General features: G+C 52.1%; 15 protein-coding genes. 3 read left to right on the forward strand and 12 right to left on the reverse strand.

The window, feature by feature from the left end:
• Positions 1-17 precede the first annotated feature (17 nt).
• Positions 18-785, forward strand: coding sequence for an MBL fold metallo-hydrolase (locus HCH_RS31075; RefSeq protein WP_011400555.1), 768 nt, complete (start codon positions 18-20; stop codon positions 783-785).
• A gap of 19 nt (positions 786-804) precedes the next feature.
• Here HCH_RS31075 and HCH_RS31080 read toward each other — a convergent pair whose 3' ends face one another.
• The 6 genes from HCH_RS31080 to HCH_RS31105 form a co-directional block, all read right to left on the reverse strand.
• Positions 805-1,497, reverse strand: coding sequence for a DUF4336 domain-containing protein (locus tag HCH_RS31080; RefSeq protein ID WP_011400556.1), 693 nt, complete (start codon positions 1,495-1,497; stop codon positions 805-807).
• 147 nt (positions 1,498-1,644) lie between these two features.
• Positions 1,645-3,267, reverse strand: a complete 1,623-nt coding sequence (locus HCH_RS31085; protein ID WP_011400557.1) for a PEP-CTERM sorting domain-containing protein — start codon at positions 3,265-3,267, stop codon at positions 1,645-1,647.
• A gap of 402 nt (positions 3,268-3,669) precedes the next feature.
• Complete coding sequence (locus HCH_RS31090) at positions 3,670-5,157, reverse strand: PEP-CTERM sorting domain-containing protein (protein WP_083769850.1); 1,488 nt, start codon at positions 5,155-5,157, stop codon at positions 3,670-3,672.
• A 398-nt stretch (positions 5,158-5,555) separates the two neighbouring features.
• Complete coding sequence (locus HCH_RS31095; RefSeq protein ID WP_011400560.1) at positions 5,556-7,034, reverse strand: PEP-CTERM sorting domain-containing protein; 1,479 nt, start codon at positions 7,032-7,034, stop codon at positions 5,556-5,558.
• A gap of 442 nt (positions 7,035-7,476) precedes the next feature.
• Entirely contained in the window at positions 7,477-8,970 is a 1,494-nt protein-coding gene (locus HCH_RS31100; RefSeq protein ID WP_011400561.1) for a PEP-CTERM sorting domain-containing protein, read from the reverse strand.
• Between the two features lie 436 nt (positions 8,971-9,406).
• Positions 9,407-10,972 (reverse strand): PEP-CTERM domain protein, encoded by a 1,566-nt coding sequence (locus HCH_RS31105; protein ID WP_041599049.1) that lies wholly within the window; start codon positions 10,970-10,972, stop codon positions 9,407-9,409.
• Positions 10,973-11,202: 230 nt separating this feature from the next.
• Here HCH_RS31105 and HCH_RS31110 point away from each other — a divergent pair, with 230 nt between their 5' ends.
• The gene (locus HCH_RS31110) at positions 11,203-11,445 is read left to right on the forward strand and encodes a DUF1653 domain-containing protein (protein ID WP_011400563.1); all 243 of its coding nucleotides are present in this window, start codon (positions 11,203-11,205) and stop codon (positions 11,443-11,445) included.
• Here HCH_RS31110 and HCH_RS31115 read toward each other — a convergent pair.
• Positions 11,425-12,168, reverse strand: a complete 744-nt coding sequence (locus tag HCH_RS31115) for a sulfite exporter TauE/SafE family protein (RefSeq protein ID WP_011400564.1) — start codon at positions 12,166-12,168, stop codon at positions 11,425-11,427. The two genes, HCH_RS31110 and HCH_RS31115, sit on opposite strands and share 21 nt — an antisense overlap.
• A gap of 122 nt (positions 12,169-12,290) precedes the next feature.
• On the opposite strand from HCH_RS31115, the gene HCH_RS31120 reads away from it, so the two are divergent.
• Positions 12,291-12,896: a DUF1287 domain-containing protein gene (locus HCH_RS31120; protein WP_011400566.1), complete on the forward strand. Its 606-nt coding sequence runs from the start codon at positions 12,291-12,293 to the stop codon at positions 12,894-12,896.
• Here HCH_RS31120 and HCH_RS31125 read toward each other — a convergent pair.
• From HCH_RS31125 to HCH_RS31145, 5 genes are read right to left on the reverse strand one after another with little or no spacing between them, the layout of a single operon-like run.
• Positions 12,881-14,575: a glycoside hydrolase family 9 protein gene (locus tag HCH_RS31125; RefSeq protein WP_011400567.1), complete on the reverse strand. Its 1,695-nt coding sequence runs from the start codon at positions 14,573-14,575 to the stop codon at positions 12,881-12,883. The genes HCH_RS31120 and HCH_RS31125 overlap by 16 nt on opposite strands.
• 20 nt (positions 14,576-14,595) lie before the next feature.
• On the reverse strand, positions 14,596-15,561 hold the full coding sequence (locus tag HCH_RS31130) for an ABC transporter ATP-binding protein (RefSeq protein WP_011400568.1): 966 nt from the start codon (positions 15,559-15,561) through the stop codon (positions 14,596-14,598).
• Complete coding sequence (locus HCH_RS31135) at positions 15,558-16,556, reverse strand: ABC transporter ATP-binding protein (RefSeq protein WP_011400569.1); 999 nt, start codon at positions 16,554-16,556, stop codon at positions 15,558-15,560. The genes HCH_RS31130 and HCH_RS31135 overlap by 4 nt, the downstream gene beginning before the upstream one ends.
• On the reverse strand, positions 16,549-17,514 hold the full coding sequence (locus tag HCH_RS31140) for an ABC transporter permease (RefSeq protein WP_011400570.1): 966 nt from the start codon (positions 17,512-17,514) through the stop codon (positions 16,549-16,551). Before HCH_RS31140 ends, HCH_RS31135 begins: the two co-directional genes overlap by 8 nt.
• Positions 17,511-18,497, reverse strand: a complete 987-nt coding sequence (locus HCH_RS31145; protein ID WP_011400571.1) for an ABC transporter permease — start codon at positions 18,495-18,497, stop codon at positions 17,511-17,513. Before HCH_RS31145 ends, HCH_RS31140 begins: the two co-directional genes overlap by 4 nt.
• Positions 18,498-18,500 lie beyond the last annotated feature (3 nt).

Raw genomic sequence — 18,500 nt, forward strand, 5'->3', positions numbered from 1 at the left:
ATGGCTATGGAGGGAATATGAGCCAAAAAGCAATGAAGTTGTATGATAAAAACGGGCATATCTGCCTTTTCTTGACCGGTCTGGTCGAAGGGGAAGCAATTCCCAGCAATCAATTGGTCATCGTGGACCATGGCGAAGCCGCGCTCTTTGATCCCGGCGGCGAACTGACCTACACGCCGCTTTCCATTGAACTGTCCAAACACATTTCCATCAAGTCGTCCCTGCGTTATGTCTTCGCCTCGCATCAGGACCCGGACATCATCACTTCGTTGCCGCGCTGGCTGATGCATACTGACTGTCAGGTAGTAACCTCACGTCTGTGGGCGCGCTTCCTGCCGCATTTGGTGTCGGAGTTCGTCTCCGGAAAAATGAATAAATCTCTCAGCCACCGTATGGTGGAATTGCCGGACGACGGAGCGCAGATTCCCTTGGGTAAATCCCAGATTCGCGCCGTACCTGCGCACTTTTTACACTCAGTGGGTAACTTTCACTTCTACGATCCGGTCAGCAAAATTTTGTTCTCCGGCGACGTCGGCGCCGCCATGACCCCAGGCTGGGATCATGAACCCGTGCAGGATATGGCCAAGCATATCCCGTTGATGGAAGGCTTCCATAAGCGCTACATGGCTTCCAACAAAGCCTGTCAGGCGTGGGTGAATCAGGTGCGCAAGCTGGATGTGGAAATGATGCTGCCGCAGCACGGCAAACCGTTCTTCGGCAAGGACAAAATCGGCCAGTTCCTGTCCTGGTTCGAAGACCTGAAGTGTGGGGTCGACCTGATGTAGGCGACCCCGCGTCGGCCTGCTATTTCAGCCAGGAAAAAGACCGCGCCAGAAACTCGGAGCCATGGCCGATAACACATTCGCCATGGGCGATGATGATGTTGTCCGGTCGCCACGCCTGCATTTTGCGCAGCGCGGCCCTGGCTTTGGACCTGCCGAATATAAAAGTGAGACGCCAGTCTATCGGCGTCTTGCCGTGAGGCGCGACAATTCCGGTCAGCAAGGCGACCCAGCGTCGCCAACCATGAAAGTGGTCCATCCGAAAGTTTTCGATCAAATCTCCGAGAATCAGTGTGCGGCTGCTGCGGTGAAAGAAAACCGCTTCTTTCATGGCGAAACTGCCGCGAAACAAAGTCTGATCCACGTCCTTTTCCCACCCCGGCTCCGGGTTCTCACCCAGTAAGCCGTCAAAGGAAATATCCTTACGTTTTTCCTGCAAGCCAGGAGTGCCGTAACAGGCCGCGTCAGGAAAGCGCTCCATCCACTGGGGCAAAAACAAATGATGAAGTTTATTCGGCGTCACCAGATATTTGACTGGCCCCAACTCCGCCACTTCCCGCGCCAGTGCGTCATCATAACGAGTGGGTGAGTGAACGAGGATATCGCCGTTGGACAAGCGCACCACTGTCATACGGGTGGTATACGCCAATCCAAAGTAGGGAACCGCTTCGCCGTTGTAGATCCAGAGATTTTCCGCTATTGCAATGAGACTCATGCCTTCCTCCTTGTATGAGCGTTCACATACTGACGTCAGCATATCCTATGCCACTTCCTGGCCAAGACGTCAAAATATTCTAAAAGCATAGCCCGCCCAACTACTTCATTTGAAGAGCGAGCCATACTTAAAGCTGCTTGAGCCTAGTTACGCCGCTTTACGGAAACGTCTCGCGCCAGCGAATCCAGCCAGGCTGATGGTCATTAGAACCAGGGTGTAGGGTTCGGGCGCTCTAATGACTTTTATACTAAAAGTTTCCATCCCTTCAACCACCCGGCTTTTCGAGATCCACTCCAGATAGGGACCGATATCCGGCAGCTCAAAATGGCTGAACATACCGCTGATGTTACTCGCGCTAAATAGTGAAAACTCGTCATTCACTTCAGGTTTGAAAGTTTCCCAGAGGTCGATTTTAAGAATACCATCCAGTCTCGCTTCATCTTCAACATTGACCATAAAGTCGCCAATTGAGCCCCAATCCCCCAACGTCAACTGCAAGGTGGCGCTCTCCTCCTGCCAATACTCCCCTTTGATGGTCAGAGTCCCGCCGTTTTCTCCTGTAGCGACAACGCCGCCGTCATTGTTCCATACAATAGTAGAGTATTCTCCAGGAACGTCTCCCGCTCTGATCACTCCAGAGCCTTGGACCTTGCCGCCTTCCGTTTGCATAATATTCACGTCGACATCGCTGTCTTCCATCACCAGTACGCCACCAGATCTGACAATTAACTCTCTGCTTGAGAGACTTGCTCCGTTTTTAACCGTTGTCGTTCCATCAATGAAGAAATAACTTCCTTCATCAAACTTAGAACCTGCTTCGATGGTTAAACTCTTACCAATTTTGATATAGCTACCCGTCATGGTTGCGCCATTTTGAATTATCAGGTCTTCACCAAAATAAGCTGTATCCCACATGTCCATTGAAGAGTTCTTTCCATCTATCACTACCTTTCCATAGTAGCTACCGAATTCCGCAGAGACCCTGGCGCCGTTAGTTATACTAATAGTCCCTTCTTCCGTCAGATTCATATAATGTGCGCTCAGGCTTGAGTTATCCCCATCCATAAGCACTTTTCCATTAAGTTCCGCTTCCTCTGCAGTCAACCAAGAACCACTATTAATTTCGAGCACCCCGTTTCTTAACTGCACATCTTCGTTTAGGGACATGGTGGACTGATCGTTGAACGCTAACCTGCCGTCCACATGAGTAGAGTATCCGGTAATATGCGTCTTATTTTTCAGCTCTAGCGACCCTTCGCCTCCTCCGCTATCCGTGTCTGAAAAGCCAACATAATATTTCATCCCTAAAAAGGCGCTTCTTCCTGTTTCCATGCCATCAAGAACAAGGCTGCCTTTAGTACCGCTCTCACTTCCTATCAGTATTTTTATTTCTTCGTCCGTGTCGTCTCTATACCGATTGAGTTCACCATTCCTCAGTGTTAAATGTCCGCCTGAATGGCTGTTTACAGAAATACCATCTTGCATTTCCAGGTTATGACCATCGAGGTCAATAACAACCTCGTCGCTCTTCACTGAAACGCCCTGAACATTTACGTCCTCAGACAGTGACGCGGTATAAGCGCTGTCTGCACCCGTATTGAACGAAGCTGAGTCCGATGCGCCGGGAGCCGTCCCTCCCACCCAATTTGCGTCATTATTAAAATCACCGCCGCTTGTATTGTTCCAGTCAATGACTGTTGCCTGTGCAACAGACGCGCAGCTTACAAACACGAATGAAGTTAAAATTCCCAGACCTTGAGTCGTCTTCACTGTTACACCCCTTGTGTATTAGTTCATTTATATGGCGCAGACTCGTTAGCAAGGTGCGGACCAGAATATTTTTATATTTAAAATCAACAATATATAACTTATAAAATATTCAACAAGACAAATATGTAAAATATTTTGACTATATAAATCAACATCTTACAAGCATACTTAACTATTAAGAATACTTGTACTATCAATATATATGTGACAGCAAATCTCATTTTTATAAAGAAGACTTACCATATACAAGAAAAGACAACTAGGTGAGAATTTGTTTTATAAATAAACAAATAAAGTTCAGATACGTATAGATTAAGGCAGATTAAAAGAAGGGAACGTAAAAGCCCGCACTTTGCAATTTAACAAAGTACGGGCGGAATATCTCAATAAACAGGACTGGGCTTACGCCGCTTTACGGAAACGTCTCGCGCCAGCGAATCCCGCCAAACCGATAGTCATCAGCACGATGGTATAAGGCTCTGGCACGCCTTTGACGACCTTCAGGCTAAACGTTTCCAAGCCCGCCACCATGTCGCTTCCCCAGTCCCAGCCCAAGCCAGGAGACAGTTTCGGCAACACAAAGTCGCTGAACATACCATTGATGTTGTCTGCTTTGATCAGGGTGAACACGTCATTCAGCTGGGGTTTAAACGTATCCCAAAGATCAATCTTCAGAATGCCGTCCAGATCAGCGTCACCGTTGATATTCAGCTTGTAGTCGCCAATCGCATCCCAGTCGCCCAAGGTAAGCTCCAGCGTGCTGCCATGCTCCTGCGTATAGTTTCCATCAATATTCAAAGAAGAACCGTTTGCTCCCGTCGCGATAGTCCCTTCATATGTATTTTGGACATCACCGGTTATGTCGCCATTCCCTTGTATTTTACCGCCTTCCGTCATCACTCTTTGCGCGGCGACCTTACCTTCATCCAACAGCAATACGCCTCCTGGTATTGCTGAGATAGCATCTGCGGATTTAAGAAGGCCTCCATTGGTGACAGTCGCGTTTCCGCTTATGGACATCAAATATGTGGTGTTTTCATACTCAGAACCCACTCCATCAATAATCAACTTACCGACGACACTGGTGTTACTGCCATCTCCTGTAGCTCCATCTTGATAGGTCAAAGCGCCACTTATATGACCGATTTCAGAAAAGAATAAACTAGAACCTTCGCCACTCACCAGAGCGTCACCACTGATATCGCCAAAGGAAACACCAACGCTCCCCCCCTCAGAAATGTCAAGTGAAGCGCTATTCTCTAGTGTGAAGTCATTCATCGCAGAAAAACTCGATCCTCCAGTGACCGACATTTCACTGCCCGCTCCAATAAAGGCATCCTGGCCCGAAACTCTCGAATCATTCCTGATCTGCAAAGCGCCCTTCCCAACGGTACCCATAAAGTGGCCGATCTGATATTGCACTCTATGGGTACCGTTGCGGCCGAAGTTAACATTGTCGAATACAAGCGTTCCGTAAGTATCAGCCTGGCTACCAACTGAGATAGAGACACGCTCACCTTCATAACCTTGCTCTTTATTAAAAGCGCCATCCCGCATTACGAGCTTCCCGGCTTTAGCTCCGCCTACCGTTATACCTCTAGCTGTATCCAGGTTATGTCCACTCAAATTGATCACGACGTCGTCATTTATTACTGACACATCATTGACACTGGCGTCCTGCGATAAGGATGCGCTATACGAACCGGCAACATCCGTATTGAATGATGCTGTATCTGCAGCGCCTGGCGCCGAGCCTCCCGCCCAGTTTGCTCCATTGTTAAAGTCACCGCCGCTTACATTGCTCCAGTCAATCACCGCCGCCTGGGAGACGGAAGCACAGCTTACAAATACTAATGAAGTTAAAATTCCTAGACCTTGAGTAGTCTTCATTGTTACACCCCTTGTGTAATAGTTCGTTTTTAGGCGGAGCCGTTTCAGCAAAGTACGAGCCAGAATTATTTTTTATATTAAATTCATGCACTTAAAATGGTTTCCGTAAAATTCGTCACGTTTCATGTAAAATATTTTGACTATATAAATCAATAACTTACAAGAATTCTTCCTTGTTCAGAAAACTTGTATTTTGCATCCATGTACAGCGCTCACACTGAGACCATGAAACGTTGAGGTTATGAATTGTAGGGTCAGAAACGACGATTAATATCGACAGGAGTTAACGGGCGAGGTGTGCAGTAAATGGTCACAGACTGTCAGGAGTAGGAAGGTAAGTCCCGTACTTTGCGATATCACAAAGTACGGGCGGAATATCTCAATAAACAGGACTGGGATTACGCCGCTTTACGAAAACGTCTCGCGCCAGCGAATCCAGCCAGGCCAATAGTCATCAGCACGATGGTGTAAGGCTCTGGCACGCCTTTGACGACCTTCAGGCTAAACGTTTCCAAGCCCGCCACCATGTCGCTTCCCCAATCCCAACCTAAGCCAGGAGACAGTTTCGGCAACACAAAGTCGCTGAACATACCATTGATGTTGTCTGCTTTGATCAGCGTGAACACGTCATTCAGCTGGGGTTTAAACGTATCCCAAAGATCAATCTTCAGAATGCCGTCCAGATCAGCGTCACCGTTGATATTTAGCTTGTAGTCGCCAATCGCATCCCAGTCGCCCAAGGTCAGCTCCAAAGTGCCGCTATGCCCCTGCGTATAGTTTCCATCAATATTCAAAGAAGAACCGTTTGCTCCCGTCGCGACGGTTCCTTTATCCGTGTTCTTAACATTACCGGTAATATCTCCAGCGCCCTGAATACGGCCAGCGAATTCAGTCATTAAAGACGAGGCTTCAATTTGAGCGTTGTCTAAATTCATAACGCCAGTAACCGTAATCAGATCACTGGCCACAAGGCTCCCGCCATTACTGACGACAACATTACCGCCCAAATCCATAGAACCTATAGCCCTAATTTCAGTTCCAGCGCCATCTACAGTAAAACGCCCTCCCGTAGAGATACGGCCGCCCGAACCCGTGGCGCCATTTTGAAAGGTGGTCTCTCCACTAAAATCTCCGAACTCGCCTACACTGAGATCTGAGCCTCTTCCATCCACCAGCGTTTTTCCGGATATATAGGCGCCGGAAGATCCTAGCCCAGCGCCGCCTGTAATCTCCAGAACGCCATCAAGGTCCAACTCGCCAGCCAGGCCCATACTAGAGCCTTCCGAAAGGATCAATTTGCCCCCGATATAAGCAGACTGCCCGGTGACGCCTGACTTATTCTTCAGCTCTAAAACCCCTTCTCTGGTCCCACCCGATGCAGGGGGATAACCCACGTAAAGCTGCATCCTTGAGCCCATTCCTCTCCCGCCGAAATCAACGCCATCCAAAACAAGTCGGCTTTCGGAGGCTGAGGCGCTATCCACCAAGATTTCCACCAGGTCTCCGTATTCATCACCGTTCTGATTAAAGGAGCCATTCCTCAGCGTTAACGTAGCGCCTTTGTCGCCGCTGACAGATATTCCTGTCAGCGTTTCCAAATTCTGGCCATTCAAATCGATCACGACGTGGTCATTTTTTACTGACACATTATCGACATCAGTGTCCTGCGATAGGGATGCAGTATACGAACCGGCAACATCCGTATTGAATGATGCTGTATCTGCAGCGCCCGGCGCCGAGCCTCCCGCCCAGTTTGCTCCATTGTTAAAATCACCGCCGCTTACATTGTTCCAGTCAATCACCGCTGCCTGGGAGACAGAAGCACAGCTTACAAATACTAATGAAGTTAAAATTCCTAGACCTTGAGTAGTCTTCATTGTTACACCCCTTGTGTAATAGTTCGTTTTTAGGCGCAACCTTTTTAGCAAGGTATGAGCCATAATTGTTTTTTTATTTAAAATTCATATAGTTAAAATAATTTCCATAAAGTTCGTCACGTTTCGTGTAAAATATTTTGACTATATAAATCAATAACTTACAAGAATTCTTTCTTGTTCAGAAAACTTGTATTTTGCTCATATGCACAGCGCCCCACACTGTCTGAGTCTTGCTTGTCGCATTAGAAACAATCCGAGGCGCTTCACGCTGAGCCATGAAACATTAAAGTTTTGAATTGTAGGGTCAGAAACGACGGTAAATATCGATTGAAGTTAGCGGGCGGGAGGTGCAAAGAATGGTCACAGACAAGTAGGGAGGTAAATCCCGTACTTTACGTTCCAGCAAAGTACGGGCAAAACATATCAATAAACAGAACTGGGCTTACGCCGCTTTACGAAAACGTCTCGCGCCAGCGAATCCAGCCAGGCCAATAGTCATCAATACAATGGTGTAGGGCTCAGGCACGTTTTTCACAACTTTCAGACTGAAAGTCTCCAAGCCTGCAACCATCACGCTACCCCAGTCCCAGGCTAAACCAGAAGCCAAACTCGGTAATACGAAGTCACTGAACATACCATTGATGTTTTCCGCTTTGATCAGCGTGAATACGTCATTCAGCTCAGGCTTGAAGGTGTCCCAAAGATCGATCTTTAGAATGCCGTCCAGATTAGCGTCGCCAGAAATATTCAGCTCATAGTCGCCAATCGCATCCCAACCACCCAGAGTCAACGCCAGGGTGCTTGAGCTGTCTTGCGAATAGTCGCCAGTAATAGTTAACGCATCGCCATTCTCTCCCGTCGCCACCGTGCCACGGTTAGTATTGCTGACGTTGCCCTTTACTTCACCGGAGCCTTCAATCTTACCGCCTTCTGTTAACACAGCTCCTGCGCTTACTTTTCCGTCATGCAAGGACAACACACCGCCCGGAAGCGCAGAAATTGCGTAATCTGAGCTCAAACTCGCGCCGTGGCTGACAGTAAGCCTGCCACTGACATCTACATTCCCCATGGCTGAGAAGTCAGAACCTGCGCCGTCGATGGTCATGCGGTTACCTACAGCTATATTTCCTCCACTGCCGGTTGCTCCGTTCTGATAAGTTATGTCCCCATCCATGTAGCCATATTCGCCGACATTAAGACTGGAGTGTTCTCCGTCTACCAGAACTTTTCCGGCAAGACTTGCGCCAGATGAGCTAACACCGGTGCCTTCAGATATTTTCAGATATCCACCGCTCTCCATAATCAACTCATTCGCCAGGTTTAACCCGGAGCCGCCGGAGATTAATACTTTACCTTTATCTCCGATAAAGGCAGTTTGGCCCCGAGCCTGGGAGCCATTCTTAAGCTCCAGCGTCCCCTCTCCGCCACCAAAACCAGAGTGGGACTGGCCTATGTAATATTGCATCCTGCCGTAAATTTCAGGACTACCAAATTCAACGCCATCAAGCACCAGGTCGCCTTTGGAGCCTGCTTCGCTGCCGACAAGCACTTTGATCAAATCGCCACTATAATCAGCTTTCTGATTATACTTGCCTCCCCGCAGGGTCAGACGACCGCCCTCTGTCCCGCCAACAGAGATTCCAGAGGCGGTTTCCAGATTGTGGCCATTAAGCTCCATAGTGACGTCATCGTCATTAACAGAGACGTTTTGGGCGTCGGCGTCTTCTGAAAATGTGGTGGTATAGGAGCTTGCAGCGCCTGAATCAAACAACGCTTCGTCAGTTTTTCCTGGCGCGGCCCCACCAGACCAATTAGCGTCATCGCTATAGTTTCCGCCGCCAATATTGTTCCAATTAATTACCGCCGCCTGGGATAGAGAAGCGCAGGTAACAAATACTAATGAAGAAAAAATACGCAGACCTTGAGTAGTCTTCACTATTACACCCCTTGTGCCACAGTTTATTTATATAACGGGTGTCTATGGGCAAGGAGAGGACCAAGTATTTAATTAACTTTTAAAATCATTAGGTTATATTATTAACATTAGTTAACTCATTGATTTTATGTAAAAATATCTGACTCAATAAAATCAATAAGTTACAAGAAAACTACTCAAAAAAAACATGCCGCAGAAACATCTTATCCCCAAAGAATTAGGTCTCATTGTTAGCAAAGCAGTGAGCCGCTCAACTGACCGTTATGACTTGGATATAGCAATTCAATCGCCCGTTGGAATTGACTATTCGCGGGTAGTGAATAAACGCAAGGATCACTCAGAGGTATTCAAATAATGAACTATTCGAAGGGGACAACGCCCCCTGCCATGGCCGGCCAGGGGACAATTTTCAGTTCAGGAAGGAGCCGCTTAAGAGCTATTTGCGAAGAAGTCTGACGCCAGCCATTCCAGCCAGGCTTAACGCCATCAATACGAATACGTATGGTTCGGGAACAGGCTTACTGGATGCGCTGGATACGATTCTTAAGCCAAATGAGTTCACGCCAGCGTAGGAGCGGCGATATCCCCAATCCCAATGCATGCCAAACCCCAAGTCGGGAAGCACAAAATCGCTAAACATCCCGTTTATTTTGTCAGCGTTGATCAGAGTGAAGAAGTCATGCAGTCTGGGTTTAAATTCATCCCACAGATTGATTTGGAGTACCCCGTCCAGGTTCGCCACGCCATCTATATTCAGCTCGTAACCGCCAAGCGTACTCCAATCTCCCAAAGTAATTTCCAGCTTGCTTGACTCATCTTGAGTATAATCGCCTTCCACTCGAATAGAGCCGCCAAACTCGCCCGTCGAAACGACCCCGCCGCGGGTGTTATTCAGGTTACCCTTAATTTCACCAGAACCGCTTAGCGCGCCTCCGTTCATGTCGAGAGAGGAAGTGGAGATTTTACCTTCACCTAATGAGATCTGGCTTTCACGGGATAAGCTCAGGTTGTCAGCGATTAATTCTCCGTGATTTCTGATCTCCAGTTTGCGGACTTCGCTCTCCCCTTCTGAGGTGAATGAACTCCCAGCGCCATCAATAGTCACGTCACCCAGACTGACGCCCCATCCCTGGCCCTTGCCGCCGTTTTGGAATTTTGCAGTACCAAGTGCGCCATTGGGACCCATTTCAAACAATGAACCTTCGCCATCTACAAGCACGTTCGTATTCGCAACCGAAGCGCCCGTAGCAGTCACTCTGGAGCCTTCTTTTATGGCGATGCGGCCCCCGTAACCATAAAGCTCATTCGTCAACGACAATGTAGACCCCCCTGAAAGAGAAAGCTCGCCACTCTTGCCAATCGTTGCTGACTGCCCCCATGCGGATGAACCATTTTCAAACCTGAGCGCACCGGCCCCGTCCTTTCCAATCTCATACTGTAAGGAGCCTTGGTTCACAAAGTTATCGCCAAAGCTGACGTTATCAAAAACTAACGAGCTGTTTGTTACGTCATCATTACCTACCGCGATTATTTTGGGCGGTCCGCTATCTCCTACAGTCTCATTGAACTTGCCATTCTTGATCGTGAGCTGGCTTTTTACAGTGACGCCCCGCTCCGCATCCAGATTATTTTCGTTCAGGTCCACAGTGACAGCGCCCTCAGCCGCCGATAACTCACCGATACTCGCATTATCAGAGAGCACAGCATGACTGCCGTCTGTTGAGAATTTCGCCGTATCTGTGACGCTGGGCGTCGCGCCGCCAGACCAATTCGCGCCATTGTTAAAGTCGCTCCCCTCAGACCCATTCCACTCAATTAAGGCCGCTTGCGATGTTGAAGCACACGCCACAAATACAATGGAAGAAAATAGTAAGGAATTATTTGAAGTCTTCACTTTTACACCCCCTGTGTGAAAGTTCTTAAAAAAATAAGCTCTCAAAAATGAGCCGTTAGCAAACTTGTGTTTGCCTTTATAAATCACAGAATTAATAAAAATCAACATCCATAATCAAAAAAACCATGTAAAATCAAAAGGCTTATAACTTATGCATGAATACTTGCCAGCTTTGTAAACTCTACAAATTGTCTCTCTTTTCAAATACAACATTAAAACCCATAGAAATGATTTCATGGCGCATAAACTATTAAACACAGAACCCCCGACCCTTTTCAAAATAACCATAGCATCACACTATGATGCCTCAGGTTATATCGACTAAATAGAGGTTTACCATGCACTTACCCAAAGGCATCTACCAGCATTACAAAGGACCGCGTTATCAGTTATTGGAGGTGGCGCGGCATTCGGAGACGGAGGAGTGGTTTGTGGTGTATCGCGCGTTGTACGGCGATTATGGCGTGTGGGTGCGGCCGTTGTCGATGTTTGATGAAACCATCGAGAAAGACGGGGTCAAAGTAAAACGTTTCGCCTATATTGGTCCGGCGGAAGCGGACTCAGAACGCCCGCAGCAGTAGCCATAATCCCGCTACGCCAGTCATGATCAGGGCGATGCGGTTGAACCACTGCTGTGGTATCCAGACCAGAAAGCGGCGTCCTGCGTAGGCGCCGAGCAACACCAGGGGAACTGTCGCCAGATAGCTCAGCAGGTAATAATCCTTGAGCACGCCCAGATAGGCGTAGACCGGAACCTTAGTCAGGTTGACGATTAGAAAGAATACCGCCGCCGTACCGATAAAACCGTGCTTATCGATCTTCAGCAGCAAAAAATACAGGGTGAGAATAGGGCCGGCGGCGTTGCCGATGGTGGTGGCGATACCCGCCATGATCCCCGAGGAATAGCGCACCGCGTTCAGCCGCCGCATCGCCCAGGCGGTGATATAAGGCCGCAACGGCTCCATCGCCACCAGGAACAGAATCAAGGCGCCAATGACAGGCCCCAGACTCTCGTTGTCCAGAAACTGCAACGCCAGAGCGCCAAGCCCGATGCCGATAAAAATGGACGGCAGCATCTTGCCCAGCTCACTCCAATGCGCCTGCCGCCAATACAGGCTGACAGCCACCACATCCCCCGCCAGCAGATACAGCAAGGTAATTCCCAAGGCGTCTTTGGGAGGAAACACCAACGCCATCGCGGCGGAAATCAAACCGCCCAACGCCGGTACGCCCGCTTTGACGAAACCAGTGAATATCGCCACAGCGGCGAGAAAAGCCAATATGCCAGGATCGAGAAGCGTCATTGAAAAAGGCGAGTCCGGAAGGCGTAAAAAAGAATCGAATTATTCGCTGAAGTCTAATGGTTTTCCATAGCACTTTCCGCCATGCTGACAGGAGTATCGATCAGTAAGCAGATGTTACGTATATGCGTTGTATTTTCCTTTTCAAAGCACGTTTTTCCGCGATCACCGTCATCGCGTTATTTTCCACATTGGCGATGGCCGATGGTGAATTTTCGCAACGTTTGTCCGTCGCCGCCCTGGAGCGAACGAACCACCAGGTGGTTTATGACGGCAGTTATCGCACCATTCCCTACCCCAACGGAGACGTGCCGGCGAACACCGGCGTCTGCACCGATGTGGTGATACGCGCCTATCGCCAGTTAGGCGTGGATCTGCAAAAGGAAGTACACGAGGACATGCGTCAGCATTTTTCGCTGTATCCGAAAAACTGGGGGCTGAAAAAGCCGGACGCCAATATTGACCACCGCCGCGTTCCCAATCTGCAGACCTACTTTTCCCGTCACGGCCAGTCGCTTCCCGTCACCGACAAGGCGGAGGATTATCAGCCTGGCGATCTGGTGACCTGGATGCTGCCGGGAAATCTGCCTCATATCGGCATCGTTGTGGATAAAAAGCACTGGCTCAGCGGTCGCCCGATGATCGTTCACAACATAGGACGCGGTCCCAAATTGGAAGACATGCTGTTCGACTATCCCATCACCGGGCATTATCGTTACGAAACACCTTGATCCTCCAGGGAAAAAGCGAGCAACCACCAGGCGGCGTGGGGCAGCCATTGCTCGCTCCAGCGCCAACTGTGCAACGGGTCGTCCGTCTCCATCATGGCGATGTCCATTTCATCATGCAGGCTGGAGGTAACGCCGTTGCAAATCCCGCCTTTGGATGCGGGATAGAGTTCGCTGTATTGCGGATTATTGTGGCCGACGCCTTCCAGCATGCAGCAATTGAACGGATTGACTCCCAATAACCAGTTCTGCAAATTCTGTTCGAATCCACGCAGCTCCGCCTGCAGGCGTTCGGGAACCTCGTTCTGCCGTCGATACCAGCGCGACGCCGCCGTCAGTGAGCCCAGCCGCGCATTCTCCCCCTGCCACCAATAGCCGGATTCATTGTTGTGAGGAAAGAAAAACTGCGCTCTCGGGCGTTGTTTGAGCGGTTTCACCAACTGCCGGGGATAGCCAAAGGGATTGTCCACGTCACGGCTGATAGCGAGATAAAACTCCAGCGCGCGACGCACGAAAAACTGTAGAGGAATGTCGCCCTCCATCACTTCCTGCGCCCTCAACAAAGCAATGATAGGCAATCCCTCATCGGAGGCATGGAAGAAGGGTCTGTCATTGTCTTCCTCCACCCGCCACCAGCCTTCGTAGCCATGACCGCAACTCTGCTTATTGACCAGATTGCGGATGCGCGCCGTGGCGTACTGGCTGTAACGCTCCAACCCGGTTAGCTGATACAGCTCCACCGCCGCCAGCAAGGCGCAATAGTCATCGATGATGTTTTCCTTGCCGTTATCCAGATAGGCGAGATTGTTTTCCTGCAGATGCGCGAAGGCGCGCTCAGCGATGCGCCGATAGGGCTTGTCATATACGCCAAGCGCCACGCTATACTGCGCCGCAGCGGCCAATGCGGCGATGGCCATGCCGCCGCCCTGACGCAGGCTGGCCTCCCAGCGCTCGCTCTTGTAGCCTTTCTGCGTGGCGTAGTTGCAGATATTGCGCTGCTCGGGGTCCTTGCTCCAGCGGTCAAATACGATCTGATAAAAATATCCCTCGTCCTCGTCGAACATCCGGCATAGAAAGTCCGCGCCATATAACGCTTCTTCCCCCGCCTGAGCCTGAACAGCCTTGGGCAGACGCGCCGCCGCCGACAGCAGACTCCACACCACCAGCGGCGTCTGTTGCGGAGCCATGTAGTTGGCGTAAGAAAGATGACTCAAATATTTGCTGACATCTCCGGATGCGTCGTACCAACCGCCGCTGACATCGACGCGGCCGGATTTACGCTGACCGAAGAAGGGCAGGTTACGGTCATAGTCGTCATAGCGTCCCTGACACCGCACCAGCCGGAAGTACTCCGTTATCATCGGCGTCAGACGCCGCCCGATAGTGGGGGCGATATCGAACCAGTGGGAACGCGTGCGGTCGCCGTTCAGTTCACAACCGTCCATTTCAAAATAGTAGCGGCCCGTTTCCGACACCTGACTGAAATCCACTACATAACAATCGCCCGTATGCCAGCTGGCGACGCGCATGGGTTCGCCCAGGGCGAACCTGGCCATGATCTCGCCGTCCTCACTAAGCAATTGCGCCGTCGAGCCGGTCAATCTTTCCCGGCTTTGGACGATGCAACGTTTCACGGCGTCACAGGAATAACCAAGATGGTTCACTAGCAAGCTGGTCGACATAAAAGGATTCCGAAAGTGGTTCAGTAAAGATGGCAACGAATGGAGTGGGAGTCCGACAACCGACGCAACGCCGGCGCACTCTCCCGGCATTCGGGAATGGCCTGCGGACAACGATGCGCGAAGGGACATCCCTTGGCGTCCGGACGGCGCAACGAGGCGTCCGTTTCCGGTGGCGCAGACACAGCGCCGGAGCCCGCGCCGGGAATGGAGTTCAGCAGCAACCGCGTATAAGGGTGCTGCGGATTCTGCGTGATGACGTCGCTATCACCCTGCTCCACCAGAGAGCCGCCGTAGAGAACCGCGATGTCGTCGGCGAAATAGCGGGCGGAAGCCAGATCATGAGTGATGAACAGAAACGAAATACCCTGTTCCTGCTTCAAGTCCAACAGCAAATTCAAAATGCCGATGCGCACGGAGACATCCAGCATGGACGTGGGTTCGTCCGCCAGGATCACTTCCGGCTGCACCGCCAGCGCCCTGGCGATAGCGACCCGTTGACGCTGACCGCCGCTTAACTCATGGGGACGCTTGGCGGCGGTTTCTTCGGCGGGATGCAAGCCGACGCGCTCCAACAAGATGCGGGCTTGCCCGGCGGCTTCGGCGGCGCTGTCGACAATGCCGTTGGCCAGCAGAGGGCGTTCGATCTGATAACCGACGGACAACGCCGGATTAAGAGAACTGAACGGGTCTTGAAAGATCATTTGCACGCAACGGCGATACGCGGAGATCTCCTTGGATTTACGCGTCGCCAGGCCCACGCCTCGCCAAAAGATATCCCCTTCTGTCGGCTGATGCAGCCCGCTCAACAATCGCGCGCAGGTGCTTTTGCCGCTGCCGGATTCACCCACCAACGCCAGCGCTTTGCCTGGCTGCAGAGACAGGCTGACGTCACGCAAGGCGCGCAACGTCGATCGGCGTCCCCATGCGCCGCTTTTAAAATCCAGCGACACGTTATCCATTCGCAACAAGGCGGATTCCGCCATCATGAGGCCTCCAGTGTCTGAGCCGCCGCAATGACCGGACGGGAAACCCTGGCGCAGGCGACGAGGCGTCCTTCCGATACCGGCGCCAGACTTTGCGCCTGAGTGAAGCACGCCGACTCGGACGACTCGCAACGGGGCGCAAAGCCGCAGCCTGCGATGGTTTCCGTCAAACGCGGCGGCGCGCCGGGGATGCCCTGCAAGCGCCTGCGGGGGCCGTTCAAAGAGGGAAAGGAGCGTAACAGCGCCTGCGTATAAGGGTGCGCCGGTTGCTCTCCCACCTGCCGCGCCGTTCCGGCTTCCACCAGTTTGCCGGCGTACATGACCCCGATGCGGTCGCAGAACTCCAGCATCAATCCCAGATCGTGGGAAATAAACAGCACAGAGAAGCCAAACTCCCGCTGCAATGCGGAAATCTTGCCGATGATGTCGCGCTGCACCACCACATCCAACGCCGTGGTCGGCTCATCCATGATGATCAGCCGCGGTCGCAACGCCAGCGCCATGGCGATGCAGATGCGCTGGCGCATGCCGCCGCTGAATTGATGGGGGTAATCATCCAGCCTGGCCGGATCAATACCGACCAGGGCAAACAGCTCACGGGTTCGCGCGCGCGCCTGATCCTGACTAAAGCGCTGATGGGCGCGAATGGCGTCGCAGACCTGCTCCGACACCCGGATCACCGGGTTCAGCGCGTTCATAGCGCTTTGTAAGACAACACTGGTCTGCGCCCAGCGAAACGCCCGCAGCCGTCTTGCGTCCATGCGCAGCACGTCCTGTCCGTCAAACAGCACTTCGCCATCGGAAACAAAACCCGGCATGCGGATCAATCGGGCGATAGCGAAAGCAGTCGTGCTCTTGCCGCAGCCGGACTCCCCCGCCAGACCGAATACCTCGCCTGCGCGAATATCGAAACTGATATCGTCTACGGCGCGGGCGACGCCGGCGTCCGTCAGGTAATCCACACAGAGGTTGCGAATGCTCAATAAGGCGTCAGTCATTGACAGGCAATCCCTTCTTGCGCAGGTAGGCGATGACCGCTTTTTCTCCGCGCCGCTTGCGCAGCAACGGATTGGCGATTTCATCCACGGTGAAGTTAATCAGCACCAGCGCCGCGCCGGTAAGCATGATGGCGAAGCAGGCGGGCAGAATTTCCCACCAGGCGCCGACCTGCAGCGCCGAGTTCTGCTGGCCCCAGAATAAAATGGTTCCCCAGGTCACGGCGCTGGGATCGCCCAGGCCGATAAACTCCAGGCCCGCCTCCGCCAGAATGGCGTAGATAGTGGTCAGCACGAAGCCGCTCACCACTAGAGACAGCATGTTGGGCAGGATATGCGCCGCCAGAATGCGCCACCAGGGCTCGTTCAACAGTTGCGCCGCCAGAATGAAGTCTTTATGGCGGATTTGCAGGGTCTGCGCGCGGATAATACGGGCGGTCCAGCCCCAGCCGGTGGCCGCCAGCACCAGTCCGATCACCATGGGGCTGGCGCTGTCGACAAAGCTGGCGATCACGATAATCAGCGGCAGCGCGGGAACCACCAGCGCCACGTTGACGATGAAACTGATGACGTCATCCAGGCGACCGCCGAAATAGCCGGCGCACATGCCCACGAACACGCCGATCACGGTCGCCAACAGTCCAGCCAGCAACCCTACCGTCAAACTGGCGCGGGCGCCGTACAGCAATTGCGCGAATACGTCCTTGCCCATGCGCGTGGTTCCCAGCCAATGCTCGCCGTCCGGCGGCAGATGCGGCATGGCGCTCATGCGATCCGGGGGAAACTCCGTCAACCAGGGCGCGCCCAGAGCAGCCGCCGCCAGCAACAGTAAAATCACCAGACCCGCGACGCCGCGCTTATCCGCCAGAAATATGCGCAACGGCGCCGGCGCCCGGCTCAGCAGCCCTCCCGTCTTTACCTTGTCCAGGCCCAGTTCGACCTGTAGATCATGCAGTTTCATGCTAATTCACTCCTGTCGCGCAAGCGGGGGTCCAACAGCAGATTCAGCAGGTCCGCAATCAGGTTCGCCAACAGCACCGTGACAGTGAGAAACAGCAGTTGTCCCTGAATGAAGGCGTAATCTCTTTTTTCGATCGCCGCGAGGGTGAACTTGCCCAAACCGGGATAGTTGAACACCACCTCTGTGATTAACGCGCCTCCCAGTACAAATCCGAAGGTCAGCGCCAGTGACGTGATCTGCGGCAGCATGGCGTTGCGGGCGGCGTAGCGGAACAGAATGCGGCGGCCGCTAAGCCCCTTAGCCCGCGCCAGGGTGATGTAATCTTCGTTGAGCAGGTTGATCATGGTGTTGCGCATGCTCAGATGCCAGCCGCCGATGGCGATGATCACCAGGGACGCCAGCGGCAGCACGCTGTGATACAAGACGCTGCCCATGAAGACCATATTCAGTCCCGGCTCCAGGTCGATGTCGTAAGCGCGTCCCAAAGGAAACCATTGCAGTTGCAGGGCGAAACCGTACAGCAGCAGTAAAGCCACTACAGCCGGGGTGAAGGCGTTGAGCATGACATTTACTGGCGTAAACAGCGTGTCGAAGAAGGAGCCGCGCCGCCAGGCCGCGAACATTCCGAATAAAATGCCCACGGCAAAACTCAACAAGGTCGCAACGCCCACCAGAAACAGAGTCCAGCCTGCGGCGTATAACAGCATTTCTGAGGCCGGCTGAGGAAAATTAACCGTGGAGACGCCCAGATCGCCATGCAACAGCCTGATCACATAGGCGACGAACTGATCCCACAGACTGCCGTCAAACCCATAGGCGGCGCGCATGGCGTCCAGACTTTGTTGCGACATGCGCCCACGCAGACTGACGAACAATGTCGACGCCGGGTCGCCCGGCATCAGACGGGGAATAAAAAAGTTGAGGGTCAACGCCACCGCAAAGGCGGCGCAATAAAACCCCAGACGGCGCAGAATAAAGCGCATTAG

It is taken from the genome of Hahella chejuensis KCTC 2396 (assembly GCF_000012985.1).
GTDB lineage: Bacteria > Pseudomonadota > Gammaproteobacteria > Pseudomonadales > Oleiphilaceae > Hahella > Hahella chejuensis.